Source organism: Pseudomonas sp. ICMP22404, assembly GCF_006227205.1.
Taxonomy (GTDB): Bacteria; Pseudomonadota; Gammaproteobacteria; order Pseudomonadales; family Pseudomonadaceae; genus Aquipseudomonas.
This window is the reverse complement of record NZ_VCNG01000010.1, coordinates 218,048-236,436: the sequence shown is the minus strand read 5'-3', so window position 1 is coordinate 236,436 and position 18,389 is coordinate 218,048. Positions and strand designations below refer to the sequence as shown.

The 18,389-nt window shown below is 60.0% G+C and carries 14 protein-coding genes; all 14 read left to right on the top strand.

Annotated elements, in window-relative coordinates; genetic code table 11:
* The first annotated feature begins 156 nt into the window (after positions 1-156).
* The 14 genes from rfbF (at position 157) to FGE05_RS18685 (ending at position 18,329) form a co-directional block, all read left to right on the top strand.
* Positions 157-927 (top strand): glucose-1-phosphate cytidylyltransferase, encoded by a 771-nt coding sequence (gene rfbF / locus FGE05_RS18750; RefSeq protein WP_139647267.1) that lies wholly within the window; start codon positions 157-159, stop codon positions 925-927.
* Entirely contained in the window at positions 909-1,982 is a 1,074-nt protein-coding gene (gene rfbG, locus FGE05_RS18745) for a CDP-glucose 4,6-dehydratase (RefSeq protein WP_139647265.1), read from the top strand. Before rfbF ends, rfbG begins: the two co-directional genes overlap by 19 nt.
* Entirely contained in the window at positions 1,975-3,294 is a 1,320-nt protein-coding gene (gene rfbH / locus FGE05_RS18740) for a lipopolysaccharide biosynthesis protein RfbH (RefSeq protein ID WP_041023366.1), read from the top strand. The genes rfbG and rfbH overlap by 8 nt, the downstream gene beginning before the upstream one ends.
* Entirely contained in the window at positions 3,294-3,989 is a 696-nt protein-coding gene (locus FGE05_RS18735; protein ID WP_139647264.1) for a sugar phosphate nucleotidyltransferase, read from the top strand. Before rfbH ends, FGE05_RS18735 begins: the two co-directional genes overlap by 1 nt.
* Positions 3,986-5,353 carry a CBS domain-containing protein gene (locus tag FGE05_RS18730; RefSeq protein WP_139647261.1) on the top strand — a complete coding sequence of 456 codons (1,368 nt, stop codon included), beginning with the start codon at positions 3,986-3,988 and terminating at the stop codon, positions 5,351-5,353. Before FGE05_RS18735 ends, FGE05_RS18730 begins: the two co-directional genes overlap by 4 nt.
* Positions 5,350-7,251 (top strand): N-acetylneuraminate synthase family protein, encoded by a 1,902-nt coding sequence (locus FGE05_RS18725; protein WP_139647259.1) that lies wholly within the window; start codon positions 5,350-5,352, stop codon positions 7,249-7,251. The genes FGE05_RS18730 and FGE05_RS18725 overlap by 4 nt, the downstream gene beginning before the upstream one ends.
* A 44-nt stretch (positions 7,252-7,295) precedes the next feature.
* A complete protein-coding gene (locus FGE05_RS18720; protein WP_139647257.1) occupies positions 7,296-9,083 on the top strand; it encodes a thiamine pyrophosphate-binding protein in 1,788 nt (595 codons plus the stop codon).
* Position 9,084: 1 nt separating this feature from the next.
* On the top strand, positions 9,085-9,846 hold the full coding sequence (locus tag FGE05_RS18715; RefSeq protein ID WP_139647255.1) for a TylF/MycF/NovP-related O-methyltransferase: 762 nt from the start codon (positions 9,085-9,087) through the stop codon (positions 9,844-9,846).
* Entirely contained in the window at positions 9,839-10,903 is a 1,065-nt protein-coding gene (locus FGE05_RS18710) for an FkbM family methyltransferase (RefSeq protein ID WP_139647253.1), read from the top strand. Before FGE05_RS18715 ends, FGE05_RS18710 begins: the two co-directional genes overlap by 8 nt.
* Positions 10,900-11,532 carry a class I SAM-dependent methyltransferase gene (locus FGE05_RS18705; RefSeq protein WP_139647251.1) on the top strand — a complete coding sequence of 211 codons (633 nt, stop codon included), beginning with the start codon at positions 10,900-10,902 and terminating at the stop codon, positions 11,530-11,532. Before FGE05_RS18710 ends, FGE05_RS18705 begins: the two co-directional genes overlap by 4 nt.
* 38 nt (positions 11,533-11,570) lie before the next feature.
* The gene (locus tag FGE05_RS18700) at positions 11,571-12,488 is read left to right on the top strand and encodes a nucleoside-diphosphate sugar epimerase/dehydratase (protein ID WP_175362452.1); all 918 of its coding nucleotides are present in this window, start codon (positions 11,571-11,573) and stop codon (positions 12,486-12,488) included.
* 114 nt (positions 12,489-12,602) lie between these two features.
* Entirely contained in the window at positions 12,603-16,112 is a 3,510-nt protein-coding gene (locus tag FGE05_RS18695) for a glycosyltransferase (RefSeq protein WP_176563020.1), read from the top strand.
* A gap of 8 nt (positions 16,113-16,120) precedes the next feature.
* Positions 16,121-17,161 carry an NAD(P)-dependent oxidoreductase gene (locus tag FGE05_RS18690; protein ID WP_257225677.1) on the top strand — a complete coding sequence of 347 codons (1,041 nt, stop codon included), beginning with the start codon at positions 16,121-16,123 and terminating at the stop codon, positions 17,159-17,161.
* A gap of 241 nt (positions 17,162-17,402) precedes the next feature.
* Positions 17,403-18,329: a ketoacyl-ACP synthase III gene (locus FGE05_RS18685; RefSeq protein WP_175386402.1), complete on the top strand. Its 927-nt coding sequence runs from the start codon at positions 17,403-17,405 to the stop codon at positions 18,327-18,329.
* The last annotated feature ends 60 nt before the right edge of the window (positions 18,330-18,389 follow it).

Here is an 18,389-nt window from a genome sequence, read left to right as displayed (position 1 = left end):
TTTCTTGCCTCAAGGCCCCGTAATATTGGGCCTCCAGCCAGTGGCACCATAATTGCTTTCTCAGTTATCAGCGCCTGTATTACCGGCAGGGACGCCGAATAATTGGCGTCTCTTGTGAGTAGTGGAGCGTCTTTGACGCTGATGAGAGAGAGACATATGAAGGCAGTAATTCTGGCTGGAGGACTGGGCACTCGCATCAGCGAGGAGTCGCATCTCAAGCCCAAGCCGATGATTGAGATTGGTGGCAAGCCAATCATCTGGCACATCATGAAAATCTACTCTCACTACGGCATCAACGACTTCGTGGTCTGCCTGGGCTACAAGGGTTACGTCATCAAGGAGTATTTCGCCAACTACTTCCTGCACATGTCGGACGTGACGTTCGACATGGCCAAGAACAGCATGCACATCCATCAGGGCAAGGCTGAACCCTGGCGTGTCACCCTGGTGGATACCGGCGAGGTTACGGGTACTGGCGGCCGTCTCAAGCGCGTGCGCGACTATCTGGGCGACGAGACGTTCTGCTTCACCTATGGCGACGGCGTTTCCGACGTCAACATCCGCGAGCTGATCGAGTTCCACCAACAGCACGGCAAACTGGCTACGGTCACCACCGTCCAGCCACCCGGCCGCTTTGGCGCGATGGAGCTCGAAGGTGCATGCGTCAGGGGATTCCAGGAAAAGCCCCAGGGCGATGGTGGTTGGATCAATGGCGGCTTTTTCGTACTGGAGCCTGCTGCGCTCGATGGCATTGAAGACGACACCACCACCTGGGAATACGAGCCGATGCGCAACCTCGCGCGACAGGGGCAGTTGATGAGTCATCTGCACCGTGGTTTCTGGCAGCCGATGGACACGTTGCGCGACCGCGTCTTCCTTGAGGAACGCTGGAACAGCGGCCAGGCCGAATGGAAACTCTGGACTTGAACGCATTCTGGATGGGTAAAAAGGTCTTCCTGACCGGCCATACGGGCTTCAAGGGGGGCTGGCTGGCACTGTGGCTGCGCCAGTTGGGGGCTGAGGTCCGCGGCTATGCGTTGCCCGCTGAAACCACACCTGCCTTATGGTCCGTCGCAGGCGTGGATGCGGTGATCCCCGGTGATCTGGCCGACATCTGCGACGGCGCCGCGCTGTCCTCGGCACTTGGGGCATTCCAGCCGGACGTGGTCATGCATCTCGCTGCGCAACCCCTGGTTCGCGAGGCCTATCGCAATCCCGTCCAGACCTATGCCACCAACGTCATGGGCACAGTCAATCTGCTTGAAGCCGTTCGTCATTGCCCAAGTGTACGGGCGGTGGTCGTGGTCACCACTGATAAATGCTACGAAAACCGCGAGTGGGTCTTGCCCTATCGCGAATACGACGCCTTGGGCGGCTTCGACCCCTACAGCAACAGCAAGGCGTGCGTTGAATTGCTATGTGCCTCTTATCGCAATTCGTTCCTGCAGGATGCCGGCATCGCGCTGGCGACGGCTCGGGCCGGCAATGTCATCGGCGGTGGTGACTGGTCGCCGGAGCGGCTGGTGCCGGATATTTTTCGCGCCTGGCAGAACGATGAGGAAGTGGTGCTGCGTTATCCACAGGCAACTCGTCCCTGGCAACACGCCCTCGAGCCGCTGATGGGTTACCTGATGCTGGCCAGGGCGCTGGTGGAGGACGCTGAGCGTCACGTCGGCGCCTGGAACTTCGGTCCGCAGAGCGACAACGTCGCGACAGTCGAAACCATCGTCGGCCTGCTCGCCGGGCAATGGCCGACGCCGGTGCGCTGGACAGTCGATCCATTGGCACAACCCCACGAGGCCGGCTTGCTGGCACTCGATTCCAGCAAGGCACGCGAAGAGCTCGGCTGGATGCCGCGCTGGTCCCTGGCGACCAGTCTCGAGCGCACGCTGGCCTGGCACTTGGCCTGGCAGAACGGCCAGGACATGCACTCCTTTACCCGCAAGCAGATCGCGGACTATCAAGGCGATACCCATGAGTGAAAGTACTACGCAGTTGCGCCAACAAATTGTCGAGCTGGTGGGGCGCTATGCGCAGTCGGCGCTCGCCCCGCAGGTGTTCGTGGCTGGGCAGAGCAGCGTGCCGCCGGCCGGCAAGGTCATTGGTGCCGCGGAATTGCAGTCGATGACCGAGGCGGTGCTGGACGGTTGGTTGACCACCGGCCGGTTCAACGAGGCCTTCGAAAAACGCCTGGCCCAATACCTGGGACGTCGTTGCGTGCTGACCACCAATTCGGGCTCATCGGCCAATCTGCTGGCCTTTTCCGCCTTGACCTCCCCACGCCTGGGAGACCGCGCGATCAAGCCCGGCGATGAAGTGATTGGTGTTGCTGCCGGCTTTCCGACCACCGTCAACCCGATCCTGCAGTTTGGCGCGGTACCGGTGTTCGTCGATGTCGAACTGGGTACGTACAATATCGACCCGGCCAAGATCGAAGCGGCCATCGGACCGAAGACCAAGGCCATCATGCTGGCCCATACGTTGGGCAACCCCTATGACCTGGGTGTGGTGCGGGCGCTTTGCGACAAATACAAACTGTGGCTGATCGAAGATTGCTGCGATGCCCTGGGTTCGACCTACAAGGGGCGGATGGTCGGTACCTTCGGCGACATCGGTACCTTGAGCTTTTACCCGGCGCACCATATCACCATGGGCGAGGGCGGCGCGGTGTTCACCGACAGCCCGCTGCTCAAGCGCATCATGGAATCGTTTCGCGACTGGGGCCGCGACTGCTATTGCGAGCCCGGCCAGGACAACACCTGCAAGCAGCGTTTCTGCAAGCAGATGGGCGAGCTGCCGGAAGGCTATGATCACAAGTACACCTATTCGCACCTGGGCTATAACCTGAAGATCACCGACATGCAGGCCGCCTGTGCCCTGGCACAGATGGATCGTGTGGAGGATTTCACGGCCGCGCGCAAGCGTAATTTCCGCTGGCTCAGCGAGCGTCTGGCCAATTGCAGCGATTTCCTCATCCTGCCCGAGGCCACCCCGGACAGCGACCCTTCGTGGTTTGGCTTTCCCGTGACCCTGCGCGACGGCTGCGGCATCAAGCGCGTCGAGCTGTTGCGCTATCTGGACAGCCAGAACGTCGGCACGCGGTTGTTGTTCGCCGGCAACCTGGTGCGCCAGCCTTACATGCTGGGCCGTAACTTCCGCATCAGCGGCGAGTTGACGGTGACCGACAAAATCATGAACGACACCTTCTGGATCGGCGTCTGGCCGGGACTGGGCGAAGAGCACCTGGGTCATGCGGCCCGCTGCCTGGAACATTTCTTCGGGCTGGATCGCTGATGCGCGCCTACGTCCTGTGTGGTGGTTTCGGCACTCGCCTGAGTGCCGTGCTCCAGGGCTCGCAGAAAGCCGTGGTGGATATCCACGGCCGGCCGTTCCTGGCGTTGGTGCTGGCGGAGCTGAAGCAGGCCGGCATGACCCAGGCCGTATTGTGTGCGCACTACCGGGCTGATCAATTGGCCGAACTGCTGCCGTCCCTGATGGCCGAAACCGGCCTGGATCTGCAGATAGTGGTTGAGGAACAGCCCATGGGCACAGGCGGGGCCATCCTGCATGCCTTGCGGCAGATGCCTCCCGAAGGGCGCTTCCTGGTGCTCAATGCCGACACCTGGCTCGACCGTGGAGCCTATCGACTGGCCATGACCGCCCCGGGCGATGTGCTGGTGGGGGTGGAGGTTGACGACCGCTCTCGCTACGGCAGCCTGGAATGTGCCGAAGACCTGCAACTGCTGGCGCTCAAGGAAAAGGGCTTATCCGGACCGGGTATGGTCAATGCCGGCGTCTATGCATTCACGGCCGACGCCTTGCAACACTGCGTCGTCCAGCCCTGCTCGATGGAACAGGACATCCTGCCGATGCTGATTCGGCGCCGCTCGCTCAAGGTCTGCGCCTATAGCGGACCCTTCATCGATATCGGAACACCCGACGCCTTGAGTGCCTTCAAGTCGGGGTTCGAGGAGGCCATCCAGCCATGAACCAACTGGCCAGAACACAAACCGTCTACATGAACCAGACCATTCTCGACGCCGTGGAGTGCATCGAGACAGGCGATCTGCAAATCGTCTTCGTGGTCAACGAGCATTGGCACCTGGAAGGCGTGTTGACCAACGGTGACCTGCGTCGTTATCTGCTCCAGGGCGGAGAAACGAGCGTGCCGGTCACCGAGTGCATGAACACCGCATACCGTTCGGTCAAGGTCGGTGCTTCGCGCGAAGAAATGCTCAAGATCTTCGACCTGAGCTACAACGCGATTCCGGTGGTGGACGAGGCCGGTTGCCTGGTGGACGTCGTCACCCCCGCACGGCTGGCCGCCAACCAGGAAGTGCCGGTGCTGGCCCGGGCAAGGGCGCCAGTGCGGATGAGTTTCAGCGGTGGTGGTTCGGACCTGACCTATTATTTCGTGGAAAACCCGGCGGCGGTGCTCAGTTGCACCGTCGGGCTGTACTCCCACGCCACGTTGATTCCGCGGACCGACAGCGTCATTCGGATCTTTTCCGAGGACCTGGGAACCCGCGAATCCTATGATTCCCTGGATGAGTTGCTGGAGCATGCCGACAAGGGCCTGCTGGCAACCATCGTGTCGGTGATCCAACCCAACTATGGGCTGGACCTGTACATGCGTTCCGATTTCCCGGTGGGCTCGGGCCTGGGCGGCTCATCGGCGGTCGCCACGGCGGTGATCGCAGCGTTCAACGAATTGCGTCGTGATCGTTGGACCACCTATGAAGTGGCAGAACTGGCCTTCCAGGCCGAGCGCCTGTGCTTCGGCATCGCCGGTGGCTGGCAGGACCAGTACGCTTCGGCGTTCGGTGGCTTCAACCTGATCGAGTTTCGCGAGGGGCGCAACCTGGTTCACCCGATCCGTCTCGAGGATTCGATCTGCAACGAGCTGGAAGAATGCCTGGTGCTTTGCGATACCCGCATTTCCCACGACTCCGGCAAGCTCCATGTGCAACAGCGCGCGGAAATGAGCAGCAAGGGTGAGCAAAGCCTTTTGCTGACCGAAAGCGTGTCGTTATGCCGACGCATGCACCATCACCTGATTCGTGGCGAGCTGCATGATTTCGGCCGTTGCCTGCATGAGGGCTGGATGCTCAAGAAACAGTTCTCCCAGGCGGTCAGCGACAGTGTGCTTGATCAGATCTACGAGTGCGCCGTGGAAGCGGGCGCCTTGGGGGGCAAGTTGCTGGGCGCCGGTGGCGGCGGTTTCTTCCTGTTCTTCGTCCAACCCCAGCACCGCCAGGCCGTGACCGAGAAGGTCAGAGCGCTTGGCTGCCGAACCACCGATTTCCGTTTCGAATCCAGCGGTGTCACCTCCTGGCGGACCAAAATTCAATGAGCAAGCCGATCTTCAGCATCGATGGCGTGACCATCGGTGAGCAACATACATTTGTCATCGCGGAAGTGGGCAACAACCACAACGGCTCGGTGGAGCTGGCCCGGCAACTGGTGGATGCGTCCATCGAGGCGGGTGCCGACTGCGTGAAGTTCCAGCTGCGCAATCGCGAGGCGCTGTACCGTACCAAGGCCGACGGCTCCCGGGCCGAAGACCTGGGCGTGGAATATATCCAGGACCTGCTGGATAAAGTCGAGCTGAGTGTGGATGAGCATCGGCTGATCCGCGAGTACTGCGCGCAGAAGGGCATCAGCTACATCTGCACGCCCTGGGACGAGCCGAGTGTCGATGTGCTGGCCGGCTTTGACGTTCCGGCGCTGAAAATCGCCTCCGCCGACCTGTGCAACCCGTACCTGATCGCCAAGGCCGCTTCGCTGGGCAAACCGTTGGTCCTGTCCACCGGCATGTCGCTGGAACACGAGATTGTCCGGGCCATCGAACAACTCAAGGGCCTGGGTGTTCCTTTCGCGCTGCTGCACTGCAACAGTACCTACCCGGCTCCGGAAACCGATATTCAGCTCGGTTACCTGGCGCGTTTGCGCCAGTTGCATGACCTGGTGGGATATTCGGGCCATGAGCGTGGCACGGCCATCAGCATCGCCGCCGTGGCATTGGGCGCCAAGCTGATCGAGCGTCACATCACCCTGGATCGTAGTATGGAAGGACCTGACCATCTGGCGAGCCTTGAGCCCGAAGAGTTTCGGCAACTGGTAGAGGGTATCCGCCAAGTCGAGAAAGCCCTGCCGTGGACCGGGCCGGGGCGCCATGCCAGCCAGGGGGAATTGCTCAATCGCGAGAACCTGGGCAAGAGCGTGATTGCGGCCCGGGCTATCGAACCTGGCGAAACGTTCTCCCAAGACATGCTGCGCGTTGCGAGTCCCGGCCAGGGCCTGCCGCCGTATCGGTTGGCTGACTTGTTGGGTAAGCCGGCCGGACGCGCCATTGCCCAGGGCGATTTCCTGTTCGACAGCGACCTGGTCGCACAGCAGGAGGTTCGCCGTGAATACGCCATGCCGATTCTCTGGGGCGTGCCGGTGCGTTACCACGACTTTCTGCAATACGACCAGTGGATCAAGCCCGACCTGTTCGAATTCCATCTGTCCTACCGCGACCTGAGCGTGGCGCCGCAGGCCTACCTGCGTACCGTCGAATGCTCGCGTCTGGTAGTCCACGCGCCCGAACTGTTCGAGAACAGTGAATTGCTGGACCTGGCGGCGGACGACCTGGACTACCGCCAGCGCTCCATCGTCAACCTGCAGCGGGTGGTGGATGCGACGTTGCAGATCGCCGAGTTCTTCCCCAAGGCCGATTCGTTGCTGATCGTGGCAAACGTCGGCGGCTTCTCGGCCGACGAACCTTTCCCCCTCAGCCACCGGGCCGAACTGTATCGGCGTTTCCGTGAGTCCTGCGCCCAGATCGACTTCGGTCGCACCGAGTTGATCCCGCAGAACATGGCACCGTTCCCTTGGCATTTCGGCGGGCAGCGTCACCAGAACATTTTCATGATGCCCCAGGAGCTGGCCGAACAGGCCAAGGCGATGAACATGCGCCTGTGCCTGGATCTCTCGCACCTGCAAATGGCCTGCTTCCATTTCGGCCTCGACTTCCAGGCTGCCCTGGCCCTGCTGCTGCCGCATTCGGCACACCTGCACGTGGCCGATGCCAAGGGCAGCAACGGCGAAGGCGTGCTGATGGGGACCGGGGACGTGGACTGGCCGGCGACCTGGGCGCAGCTCAAGCAGTATCCGCAGGTGAGTTTTATTCCCGAAGTGTGGCAGGGCCACAAGGATCATGGTGCCGGGTTCTGGTCGGCGCTTGAGTTTCTGAACGAATTGAATTGAGCCGAGCGCTCGGCGAACTGGGGTTTTGAGAGATGAGTACCAAAATGCGTGTAGCTGACTACATCATGAACCGACTGGCGGAACTGGGCATCAAGCAGGTGTACTTCCTGCCAGGTGGCGGCGCCATGCATTTGAACGACGCCTTGGGACGTCATCCCGACCTCGAGCCGATCCTGTGTCTGCATGAACAAGCGGCCGGCATTGCTGCCGAAGCGGCCGGTAAGCTCACCGGCGGACCAAGCGCCTGCATGACCACCTGCGGGCCGGGGGCTACCAACGCCGTGACGGCGACCTTGGGCGCCTGGCTTGATTCCACTCCGGTGTTCTTTATTTCCGGGCAGGTGAAAACGGCTGACCTCAAGGCCGGCACCGGCTTGCGGATGCTCGGCGTGCAAGAGGCCGACATCGTCTCCATCGTGTCGTCGATCACCAAGAAAGCGGTGACCCTGACCGATCCGCTGGCGGTCGCCGAGGTATTCGATGAGTTGGAACATGCCGCTCTGACCGGGCGTCGTGGCCCGGTGTGGCTGGATGTACCGCTGGATGTCCAAGCGGTACAGATCGATCCAACGCAGCTGCGCCGTGCCCAGTTGCCGCCGGTGGCCGCAGCCGTCGATGTCAGCGAGTCGGTAAACCGCACCCTGGAATTGCTCAAGGCCGCCAAGCGTCCGGGCATTATTGCCGGTAGCGGTATTCGCATGGCCGGTGCTGTCGAAGCTTTCAATGCACTGATGGAATCGGCGGGCGTCCCCGTCATGCCGACGTGGCTGTCCATGGACCTGATTGAAGACGAGCATCCGCTGTTTGGCGGTCGCCCAGGTTCGATCGCGCCGCGTTGGGCCAACTTCACCCTGCAGAATTGCGACCTGCTGATTGTGTTGGGCTCACGCCTGGACATGGCGCTCACGGCCTACAACCATGCGCATTTCGCACCGTATGCCAAGAAAGTCGTGGTCGACATCGATCCGGCGGAAATCGCCAAGCTGCAGATGCCGGTCGAGGTCAAGGTGGTGGCTGACGTCAAGCCGTTCATCGAAGGCCTCGCTACGGCGGTCAAGGCCGCCGGGCTGCCTGATTACTCCGCCTGGCGGGCGCAGATCGCTGCCTGGCGCGAGCGTTATCCACTGCTGCAACCCGAGCACGCCGATGACAGCGAAGGCGTGAGCATGTATCACTTTACCGATCGCCTGTCGGACCTGTTGAGCGAAGGCGATGTGATTGCCCCCGGCAGCTCCGGGTTCGCGTCCGAATTGTTCCTGCTCAACCTGCGCCTGAAGAAGGATCAGCGCTGCTTCCACAACCGCGGCACTGGCTCGATGGGCTTCGGCGTGCCGTCGGCCATCGGTGCCTGCCTGGCATCCGGACGTAAGCAGACGATCTGTGTCGAAGGTGACGGCGGTGTGCAACTGAACATCCAGGAGCTGGCCACCCTGGCCGCGCAGAACCTGCCGATCAAGTGCTTTGTGATCAACAACCAGGGCTACGCCTCGATCCGCACCTCGCAGAACATGCACTTCAAATTGCTGGTGGGGGCTGACGATACCAGCGGCCTGAAACTGCCTGATTTGCAGCAGTTGTCCGCAGCCTATGGTGTCGGCTATGCCCGCATCGAGTCCCACGAGGGACTGGATGCGGCGCTGACCGATGTACTCGAGCGCAGCGGCCCGGTGATCTGCGAAGTGCTGGTGCAAATCGAAGAAGCGCGGGTGCCGCGGGTCATGACCCGTATCAATGAACAGGGCAAACCGGAAACCGGCGCGTTGGAAGATCTCTATCCGTTCCTGCCGCGTGACGAATTCCACGCACAGATGGCAATCTCGGAGCGCAACTGACATGGCCTGGTTGAAGAGAAAACTGACCGGCCTGAGCTATCGCTATTTGCGCGGTACGGTTTCCTGGGCACATGCCAAGTCGCCGGAAATCCGCCATGAGCGGCTGTTGCCATATTCGAGCTATGCGCCGTGGTGCCAGGACCACGCGTTCGAGCAGGCTCTGGGTTTGGTCGAGCGCAACACCCTGGTGGACAAGTACCGATTGTTCGAACTCTGGTCCCTGGCCCGCCAACTCGATGACCTGGAAGGCGACTTCCTGGAAGTGGGGGTCTGGCGAGGCGGTTCGGGTTGTTTGTTGGCGTTGGCAAGCCAGCGGCCGGGTCGAAAGGTGTTTCTGGCCGATACGTTCACCGGTGTGGTGAAGGCCAGTCACCTGGATACCGGCTACAGCGGGGGTGAACACAGTGACACTGATATCCAGCGTGTCCAGGCACTGGCGGCACGCTGCGGTGTGACCGAGCGTGTGCAGATCCTCGAAGGCATGTTCCCGGAGCACAATGCCGAGCATGTCAGCCAGCGGCTGGCCTTCCTGCACATCGACGTGGATGTCTATGAGTCGGCTCGCAGTGTCTTGGAATGGGCATTGCCGCGCCTGGCTCCCGGTGCTGTGGTGGTGTTCGACGATTACGGTTTCTATGGCTGCGAAGGTGTGACCCGGCTGGTCAACGAGTTCATGCAGGGTAATCGCGACTTCCGCTTTATCCACAACCTCAACGGTCATGCCGTGCTTATCCGGGTGGCGTCGGGAGAGCACCATGTTTGAAAGCCAACGCTTCGAACATGTGCTGGTCTACGGTGCCCGTCTGGCTGGACAGCGGGTCCAGGCTTATCTGGCAGAGCAGGGCATCGGAATCAGCGCGTTTCTGGATCGTGATGCGTCCCTGGAACAAGTCGATGGCATCCCTGTTGCCAATGCCCGGGATTGGGCTCTCGGGCACGACCCAGCCAGTGCCTGTGTGATTATCGGTCTGTTCAATAATTACGTGGATGTCGGCGAAGTGGTCAGCCAGCTGCAAGCGCTGGGCTACGGCCGGGTGGTCAGTCTTGTGGAGTTCGTGCGGCACTTCCCTGAAAGACAGCCGTTTCGTTACTGGTTGGTAGACCCGCGTTATTACGAAGCTCACGCTGAACGGATCGCCAATCTGCGCGAGCATCTGGCTGACGAGACCAGCCGGCAATTGCTGGACCGAATCGTCGAGTTCCGCATCTCGGGTGACTATTCGCGGTTACCTTCGCCCTCGCCCCGGCAGTATTTTCCCGAGGATCTTCCGAACTGGCCACAGCCGCTGCGTTTTGTCGATTGCGGGGCTTATACCGGCGACACCGTTCAGGAAATGCGCAGTGCGGGGCTGGTCTTTGAAGCTGTTGCCAGTTTCGAGCCGAACCTTGAGAACTATGCAGTGCTGGTGCCGAACCTGAGTGACCTGCACGCGGTGAATTTTCCTTGTGGCGTTTCTGACGGCAACCGGCGTATCGGCTTCGACGGCGCCCTGGGAGCAGGTGGGCATCTGGTTGAGTCGGGTGGGGAAACGGTGACATGTGTGCGCCTGGACGATGCGTTGCCAGGCTTTGCTCCGAACCTGATCAAAATGGACATCGAAGGCGAAGAGCCCGCGGCGTTGGAAGGCGCCAGGAACATGCTGAACCAATACCGGCCGAACCTGGCCATCAGCATTTATCACCGGGCGGAGCATCTGTGGAGCATCTTCGAGCAATTGCAGGGCTATGGCTTGCCATACCGTTATTATCTGCGTTGCCATGCCCACAGCAGCTTTGACACCGTGTTGTACGCCGTAAACAGTCTTGAGGTTGCGCAATGAGCCAAGTAGAAAAATCGAGCTATTGGGATTCGTTCTACAGTAGTCGCAAAAGAGGTGCGCCGGCTTACCCGTCGCAATTCGCGGCGTTCGCCGTCAATGAATTGACCGATGTCGACGGTGTGATCGAGTTCGGTTGCGGCAATGGCCGCGACAGCGAGTTTTTCGCCGCCTGTGGCTTCGATCTGCTTGGGCTCGATGCGTCTGTGGAGGCCATTGAGCTATGTCGTTCGCGCAGCGCTCACGAACATACACGTTACGTGCAGTGCCTGGCCGGCGCCGCCAGGGACGAGATCAAAGGATTTCTGGAGAACAAGCGCAAGGTGGCGGTGTACGCGCGGTTTTTCCTTCATGCGATCGATGAGAACGAGGCCGGCGCATTCCTGGATCTGCTCAGCGTACTACTGCCTGCGCAAAGCCAGGTGTTTTTCGAATACCGCACGACCGACGATGCCGAACAGGAAAAGATCTTTGGCACCGACCACTACCGGCGTTACGTGGATCATCGGGTCATGGTGGCGGACATCGAGCGCGCCGGCTTTCATGTGACGTACCAGATCGAAGGCCGCGGCCTGGCGAAGTTTCGTGACGAAGATGCCAAGGTCGGCCGCTGCGTCGCACTGAAAAAATAGCATCGTTGAGGCGCATGGGCGCATCCGGGGAAGGCATCATGGATCTGCAAGGTAAGAAACTCATTCTGTTCGGTGCGGGCAAGAGTGGCGGGCTGTTCATCGAACAGAACCGCGATCTGGATATTCTGGCAATCGTCGACAATGATCCACAGAAGCAGGGGCAGGCATTTTTCGGTTATCCGGTGATTGCGGCCGATCAGATTGCCGCCAGTGGTTGCGATGCGATCGTCATCACCAGTGTCTGGTCGCAAAGCATCCTGGGCCAGCTCGAAACCCTGGGGCTGGGTGACATACCCACGGTCATTCCCGGCAAGCGCGAGATGAAGGGCATGCGCGATGTGCATCCGTTTTCCCATCCGCCGACCAAATCCATCGCCGAAGAATTGGTGGTGACCCTCGGCGCACTGACTGACGCCGCCGGCATCGATTTGTATCTGGATTTCGGCACGCTGTTGGGGGCGTTGCGCGAGGGTGATTTCATCGCCTGGGACGACGACATCGACTTTTCGGTCAACGATGTTCAGTTCGAGGCGCTGGTGACACTGGTGCGTGGCAATAAGCAGCGTCTGCCGCAGCGTGATGGCGTGGTATGGAACATCGAATTGATCGCCACCCACGGTTTTGATTTCGCCATCCGGATTACCTGTGACAATGCCGAAGGGGCCGACGAGATTATCCCGTTCGAAACCGACATTGCCCGGCGCGTGCGCCGCGACGGTTCGGCGGTAGTGATCGGTGCCATGCCCGAATGGTTCTGCCCGCAAGTGCATTTCGACGGCTTCGATGCCATCCAACTGTTCGGTGCTTCGTTGAAGGCCCCCAACGATGCCTTCGGTTACCTGGACTTTGTCTATGGTGACTGGCGCGTGCCGAAAAAGGACATGTCGTTTGCCGATTACAACCATTCCGGTGAAGTGGTGTTCGAGCATTACGATAATTCGATCAGACAACTCTGATCGGAACCGCTTCGCGACCCATTGGTAATAACTCCCCTCGCCACAAAGGGGAAATCACCTATCCAGATAATGACTTGTGGTTTCCATGTGGCTTCAGAACGTCAGGAGTGTTTGATGCATCGTTCGTTATTTGCCGAAAGGCCGAGCCCCTATTACATCCTGGCGCCCGATTACCGGCGCAACTCGGCTGGTATTCGTGTGCTGCACATGCTCTGCGATGCGTTGGTTCGTTCCGGCTATGAGGCCTACATTTCTGCGGCGGTCGGCAACCCCCGCCTGATGACGCCACGCCTGACCAATGATGTCACCGCTTTGCACAAAGCGCAGAAAATCGAGCCGATCATCATCTATCCTGAAGTCGTGGACGGCAATCCCATGGGCGGTAACGTAGTCGTACGCTACCTGCTCAACCAGCCCGGTTTTCTTCGGGCCGTCAGCCCCTACGACGATAACGACATCCTGTTTTCCTACACGCGTGAGTTGCTGCAACCGGGTATGGCACAGGATCGTGTGTTGTACATGCCGGCTGTCAACATCAGCATCTTCTGTCCACCGACGGACCCGGCCCAGCGTATTCCAGGCAAGATCTGCTACTACCAGGGCCGGCAGGGCACGGCACTCATCGACCCAGCATTGCTGGGCCCGGATTCGATAGAAATCACTCCGGGAAGCCCGGCCTCCTGGGAGGCGTTGGCGGCGGTTTTCCAGCAATGCGAATTTTTCTATTGTTCGGAACCCTCGGGGTTGGCCGCTGAAGCGGCGTTGTGCGGCTGTGTGGCAGTGGTGATCCCTAGCCAATACGCCCCCCGGCCGCTGTCCAATCATGAAAACAACAGCTACGGCGTAGCCTGGGGCAATACACCGCAGGCCATCGAAACGGCGCGCCAAACCCTGCCGCTGTTGCGACAGAGTCTGTTGCGACACCAGGAAAACTTTTGGGCTTCGCTCGATCACTTCATCGAGGTCACCCAGGACGCCGTGGTGGCCTATGCGCAGCGTCCCGACAAGAACCAGGACGCTCATTGGCTGGCAGCCCGCCAGCCAAACGCCGTGCAGCGACTGTTGATCGATGAATACCTGAAACGTAGCCAGGTGCCTGTTCTCGGAGTGGTCATCCTGGATCCGGACGGTGAGCTCCAGCGTCTGAACGATACCCTCGAAAGCCTGGCGCAACATGAAGGCCTGCCCGCCATATTGCAGCCGGCAGTATTGACCGCTGCCGACATTCCCTGCGACGACAAGCGGGTTTTCCGGCTCGACTCGCTCGACACGGTCGCCACCTTGAACCGAGTGATCAACGAACAGGCCTTTGATGTGTTCATCATTGTCCGGGCCGGTGAAACCTTCACGGCCGGTGGCCTGCTCAGTGCGGTGCTGGAGTTGACCGCTACGCCCGATTGCCGGGCGATCTGCGCCGACGAGGTCATGCGCTTCGAGGATGGCAACCTGAAGCTGGCGCTGCGTCCGGATATCAACCTTGACCTGCTGCTCAGTTTCCCAGCCTGCATGGCGAGGCATTGGCTGTTGCGTCGCGATGTCTGGCAGGCAATGGGAGGCTTTGCGACCGAGTTTCCTGCGGCCTTCGAGCTCGAATACATTCTGCGCATGATCGAGACGGCCGGGTTTGAAGGCTTGGGGCACATGAGCGAGCCGCTGGTCGTCGGCGACGTGCTGTTGCTTGAGGACAATCCTCAGGAGCGGGCAGTCATCGAGCGCCATTTACGTACTCGTGGATTTACGGCGCCCCAGGTCAACTCCAGGCTACCAGGGCGCTATGAGGTGGATTACGGCCATGCGGTCGCACCTGCGGTCAGCATTCTGATCCTGGCGGACGGACAACTGACGTATGTGCAGCGTTGCGTGGATAGCCTGCTGGAGAACACCGGCTACGGCAATTATGAGTTGCTGTTGCTGGACCGTGGCAATGAAGACGCGGCGATGTGCAGCTGGTTGTCAGGCATCGAACAGTTGGGGGTCGGCCATCTGCGGGTGCTGCGATTCCCTGCCGGGCTTTCACCCGAAGTGATTCGGAACCAGGCCGTGGAGGAAGCGCGTGGTGAGTTCCTGCTGTTCCTGGATGCCGGCATCGGCGTGCTTACCGGTGGCTGGCTGGAGCAGTTGCTCAACCATGCCATGCGTCCTGAAGTGGGTAGCGTCGGCGCCAAGCTGATCGCTGGCGATGGCACCGTTCGCCATGCCGGGCTGGTGCTGGGCTCAGGCGGGACGGTGGCCAGTCCTTTTGCCCGGATGCCCGGTGACGGGGATGGCTACATGCAACGTTTGCAAGTCGACCAGAACTACTCGGCGCTAAGCGGACAATGCCTGATGGTGCGACAGGAATTGTTTGCCGCCGTGGGCGGTTTCGACGAGGAGCTGGCACCCTGGGCGGATGTGGACCTGTGTCTGAAGCTTCAGCAGGCGGGTTATCTGAACGTGTGGACGCCGCGGGTAAAACTGTTGATCGGCGAATCCCCGGCAGTGGAGGCGACCCCGGTGCAACTGGACCGTCTCTACCAGCGCTGGCTGCCGACGCTGGCCCTGGATCGTGCCTACAACCCGAATTTTTCATTGGCGCCCGAGCGAGCGTTCCATGTCGTCGAGTCGTCGTTGTCCTGGCGTCCGTTATCGAGCTTTGCCTCGCTGCCTACGGTTCTAGCCCATGCAGCAGGCGAACCGGACAGCGCCCGGCAGCGGATTGTCCAACCGTTCAATGCCTTGCGTGAGGCGGGGATGCTGGATGGGGCGCTGTCCAGCCAGGCGCTGTCAGTGGTGGATATCGCGCGGTACAACCCGGACGTGCTCTTGGTTCAACAGTATGTAAATACCGAGCAGTTGGAAACCCTGCGCCAGGTAAAGGCATTTGCTCGTTGCTTCAAAGTCTTTGACCTGGATCTGTACCTGCCCAACTTGTCGCCCAAGAGTCCGCATTATCGACTGCTGCCGACGGACGTACTCGGGGCTCTGCGCCAAGGCCTTTCCCACATGGATCGGTTAGTGGTTTCCACCGATTTCATGGCCCAGGTTTTTGACGGTTTCAATGCGGACATCAGGATTGTGCCGACCCGGCTCGATCCCCGCGACTGGGAAGGTCTGCAAGGAGGGCGTCGTTGCGCGGATAAGCCACGAGTCGGTTGGGTCGGCAGTCTGCACAATATCGGTGAGCTGGAAATGCTTGCCAATGTCATCAAGGAACTGGCCGACGAAGTCGACTGGGTGATACTGGGAACCTGTCCAGCCCATCTGCGTCCTTTCATTCGTGAGCACCACGATGCGGTCGCGGTGGATGCATACCCGTCCAAGCTGGCTTCGCTGAACCTCGATCTGGCCTTGGCGCCGCTTGAGGATACCTTGTTCAATCGTTGCAAGGGCAACGGTCGGTTGCTGGAGTTCGGGGCGTGTGGCGTGCCAGTCATCTGCTCCGATATCGAAGCCTATCGCGGTGACTTGCCCGCCAAACGCGTGGAGAACCGCTTCGATACATGGGTCGATGCTATCCGCGCCCACGTCCAGGACCTCGATGCCGCAGCGGCGCTTGGTGATGCGCTACAGACTTGTATACGCCAGGATTGGATGCTCAATGGCGTCGCACTGGCGGCGTGGCGCGACAGCTGGCTGGGCCATTGATCATGCGGGTGAGTCTCGAATCGTCCGTCGTCGCTGCGGATATCCAGCGAGTCGCCCGTTATCTTGAACCTCGGGAGCTGCTGGTTGGTCAGCGCATTTTACTTACCGGCTGCACGGGGTTCTTCGGTAAATGGTTGCTCGCCACGCTTGCCCATCTGAATCAGGGCGGCGCGAGCATTGAAGTAACAGCGGTGTCCCGCTCGCCGCAGGCGTTTCTGTCCGAATATCCCGAGTATGTCGGTTCGGGTTGGATCAAATGGTTGCAGCATGACGTCCAGGCACCCCTGGATATCGCGCCGGGGGCACGGTTCGATCTGGTGATACATGCCGCCACCGATACCTTGGCCGGTGCCCATGCCGACCTTCTACGCATTTACGACACCATCCTGGGCGGCGCCCGTCATATCCTCGATCTGGCGGTACGAACGGGGACCCGGCGCATTCTTTTTACCGGGACCGGGGCGCAATACGGGCCTCTTGAATTTGGTCATCCGGTGACAGAAAGCAGCCCGTCGTCCTGCCCCAGCCATCTGGCCGGCAGCGCCTATGCCGAGGCCAAGCGCGCCCAGGAGACTCTGGCCGCCATCTATGCCCAAAAGCACGGGCTGGAGATCGTCCTGGCCCGTTGTTTTGCTTTTTCCGGGCCGGGAATAGCGCTGGATGCGCATTTCGCCATCGGTAACTTCGTTAGAGATGCCCTGTGGAAGGACGAGCTGCTGCTTCACTCCAGTGGGCGCGCCGTGCGAAGTTACCTTCATGGTGCTGATCTGGCGGTCTGGTTGCTGACGTTGCTGGTCCGAGGCGCCGCCTCTAATGCTTATAACGTAGGCTCTGACAAAGGACTGACAATCGCCGAGTTGGCCTGCAAGGTCGTCGACCGTATCTCACCGGGCAAACAGGTGAAGGTTCTGGGTGTCGACGAGGCGACGCAGGCACGTTCCTACTACGTACCCGACATTGAAAAAGCCAGGGGACTGGGTCTTGATGACTGGACCTCGCTGGATCAGTCCATCGACAGCACGGCCAGATGGATTCGGGAAAATCACTGAAATTCGCAGGTTTGTCTCTCGTCGAAATCCGGGCTCATGAGGCCAGATAAATCATTTCATGAGTAAAACGGCGTGACGCATAGGTCACAAAGTGCATCTTCAATGTATTGTGTTCCTCGGACTGAAGGCGCGTTCAGCTCATCGAGTGTCGTGTTCAGCTCCGCGGTTCAATCGTTATGACGCACCCCCGCCGCGTTTTTGGGGTACATATTCAGTAGCTATTTATGATCGGGAAGCCATGATGATTGGCATAAAAAGCATAGCGAGTTACGTGCCGACCGCTGGTGTGGATAACTACGCTCAGGGTGCCAAGTTCGAGAAGGATGAAGAATTCATCCTCGGAAAGATCGGTTCGGCGTTCCTGCCGCGCAAAAGCGCCGAGCAGGAAACCTCGGACCTGTGTGTTGAAGCGGTGAATGCGTTGTTCGCCAGCAATCCCGAGCTCAAGCGCGAATCGATCGATGCGCTGATCGTCGTCACTCAGAACGGTGACGAGGAAGGGTTGCCTCATACCGCCGCCATCGTGCAGGACAAGCTGGGCCTGCCGACCCATGTCGCGGCGTTCGACATCTCCCTGGGTTGCTCGGGCTATGTGTACGGCATTTATGCCTTGAAAGGCTTCATGGAGGCGGCAGGGCTGAAGAATGGCCTGCTGGTGACGGCCGATCCCTATTCGAAGATCGTCGACCCGGAAGATCGCAACACCACCATGTTGTTCGGTGACGCTGCCACTGCGACCTGGATGGGTGAGGAGGCACTCTGGCAACTGGGCAAGGCCAAGTTTGGCACCGACGGTTCCGGTGCGCCGCACCTGAAGGTCAGTGACGGTGTGTTTTTCATGAACGGACGCCAGGTGTTCAACTTTGCCTTGTTGAAAGTGCCGGCCCACTTGCATGAGTTGTTGAGCGAATCGTCACTGCAGCCCGATGACATCGACGCGTTCTGCATTCACCAGGGCAGCGCGGCGATTGTCGATGCCGTGGCGCGACGTTTTGAAGACAAGCCCGAGAAATTCATCAAGGACATGGTGGAGACCGGAAATACCGTGTCCTCGAGCATTCCACTGCTGTTGGAAAAACACGCCCTGGATGCCAGCTGGAAACGTGTGGCAATCAGTGGTTTCGGTGTCGGCCTGTCATGGGGCTCTGCGATTCTCTATCGCGACTGAATCACCTGAGATGTGATGTGGGAGCGGGCTTGCCCGCGAAGGCGTTGGTACATTCAGCAC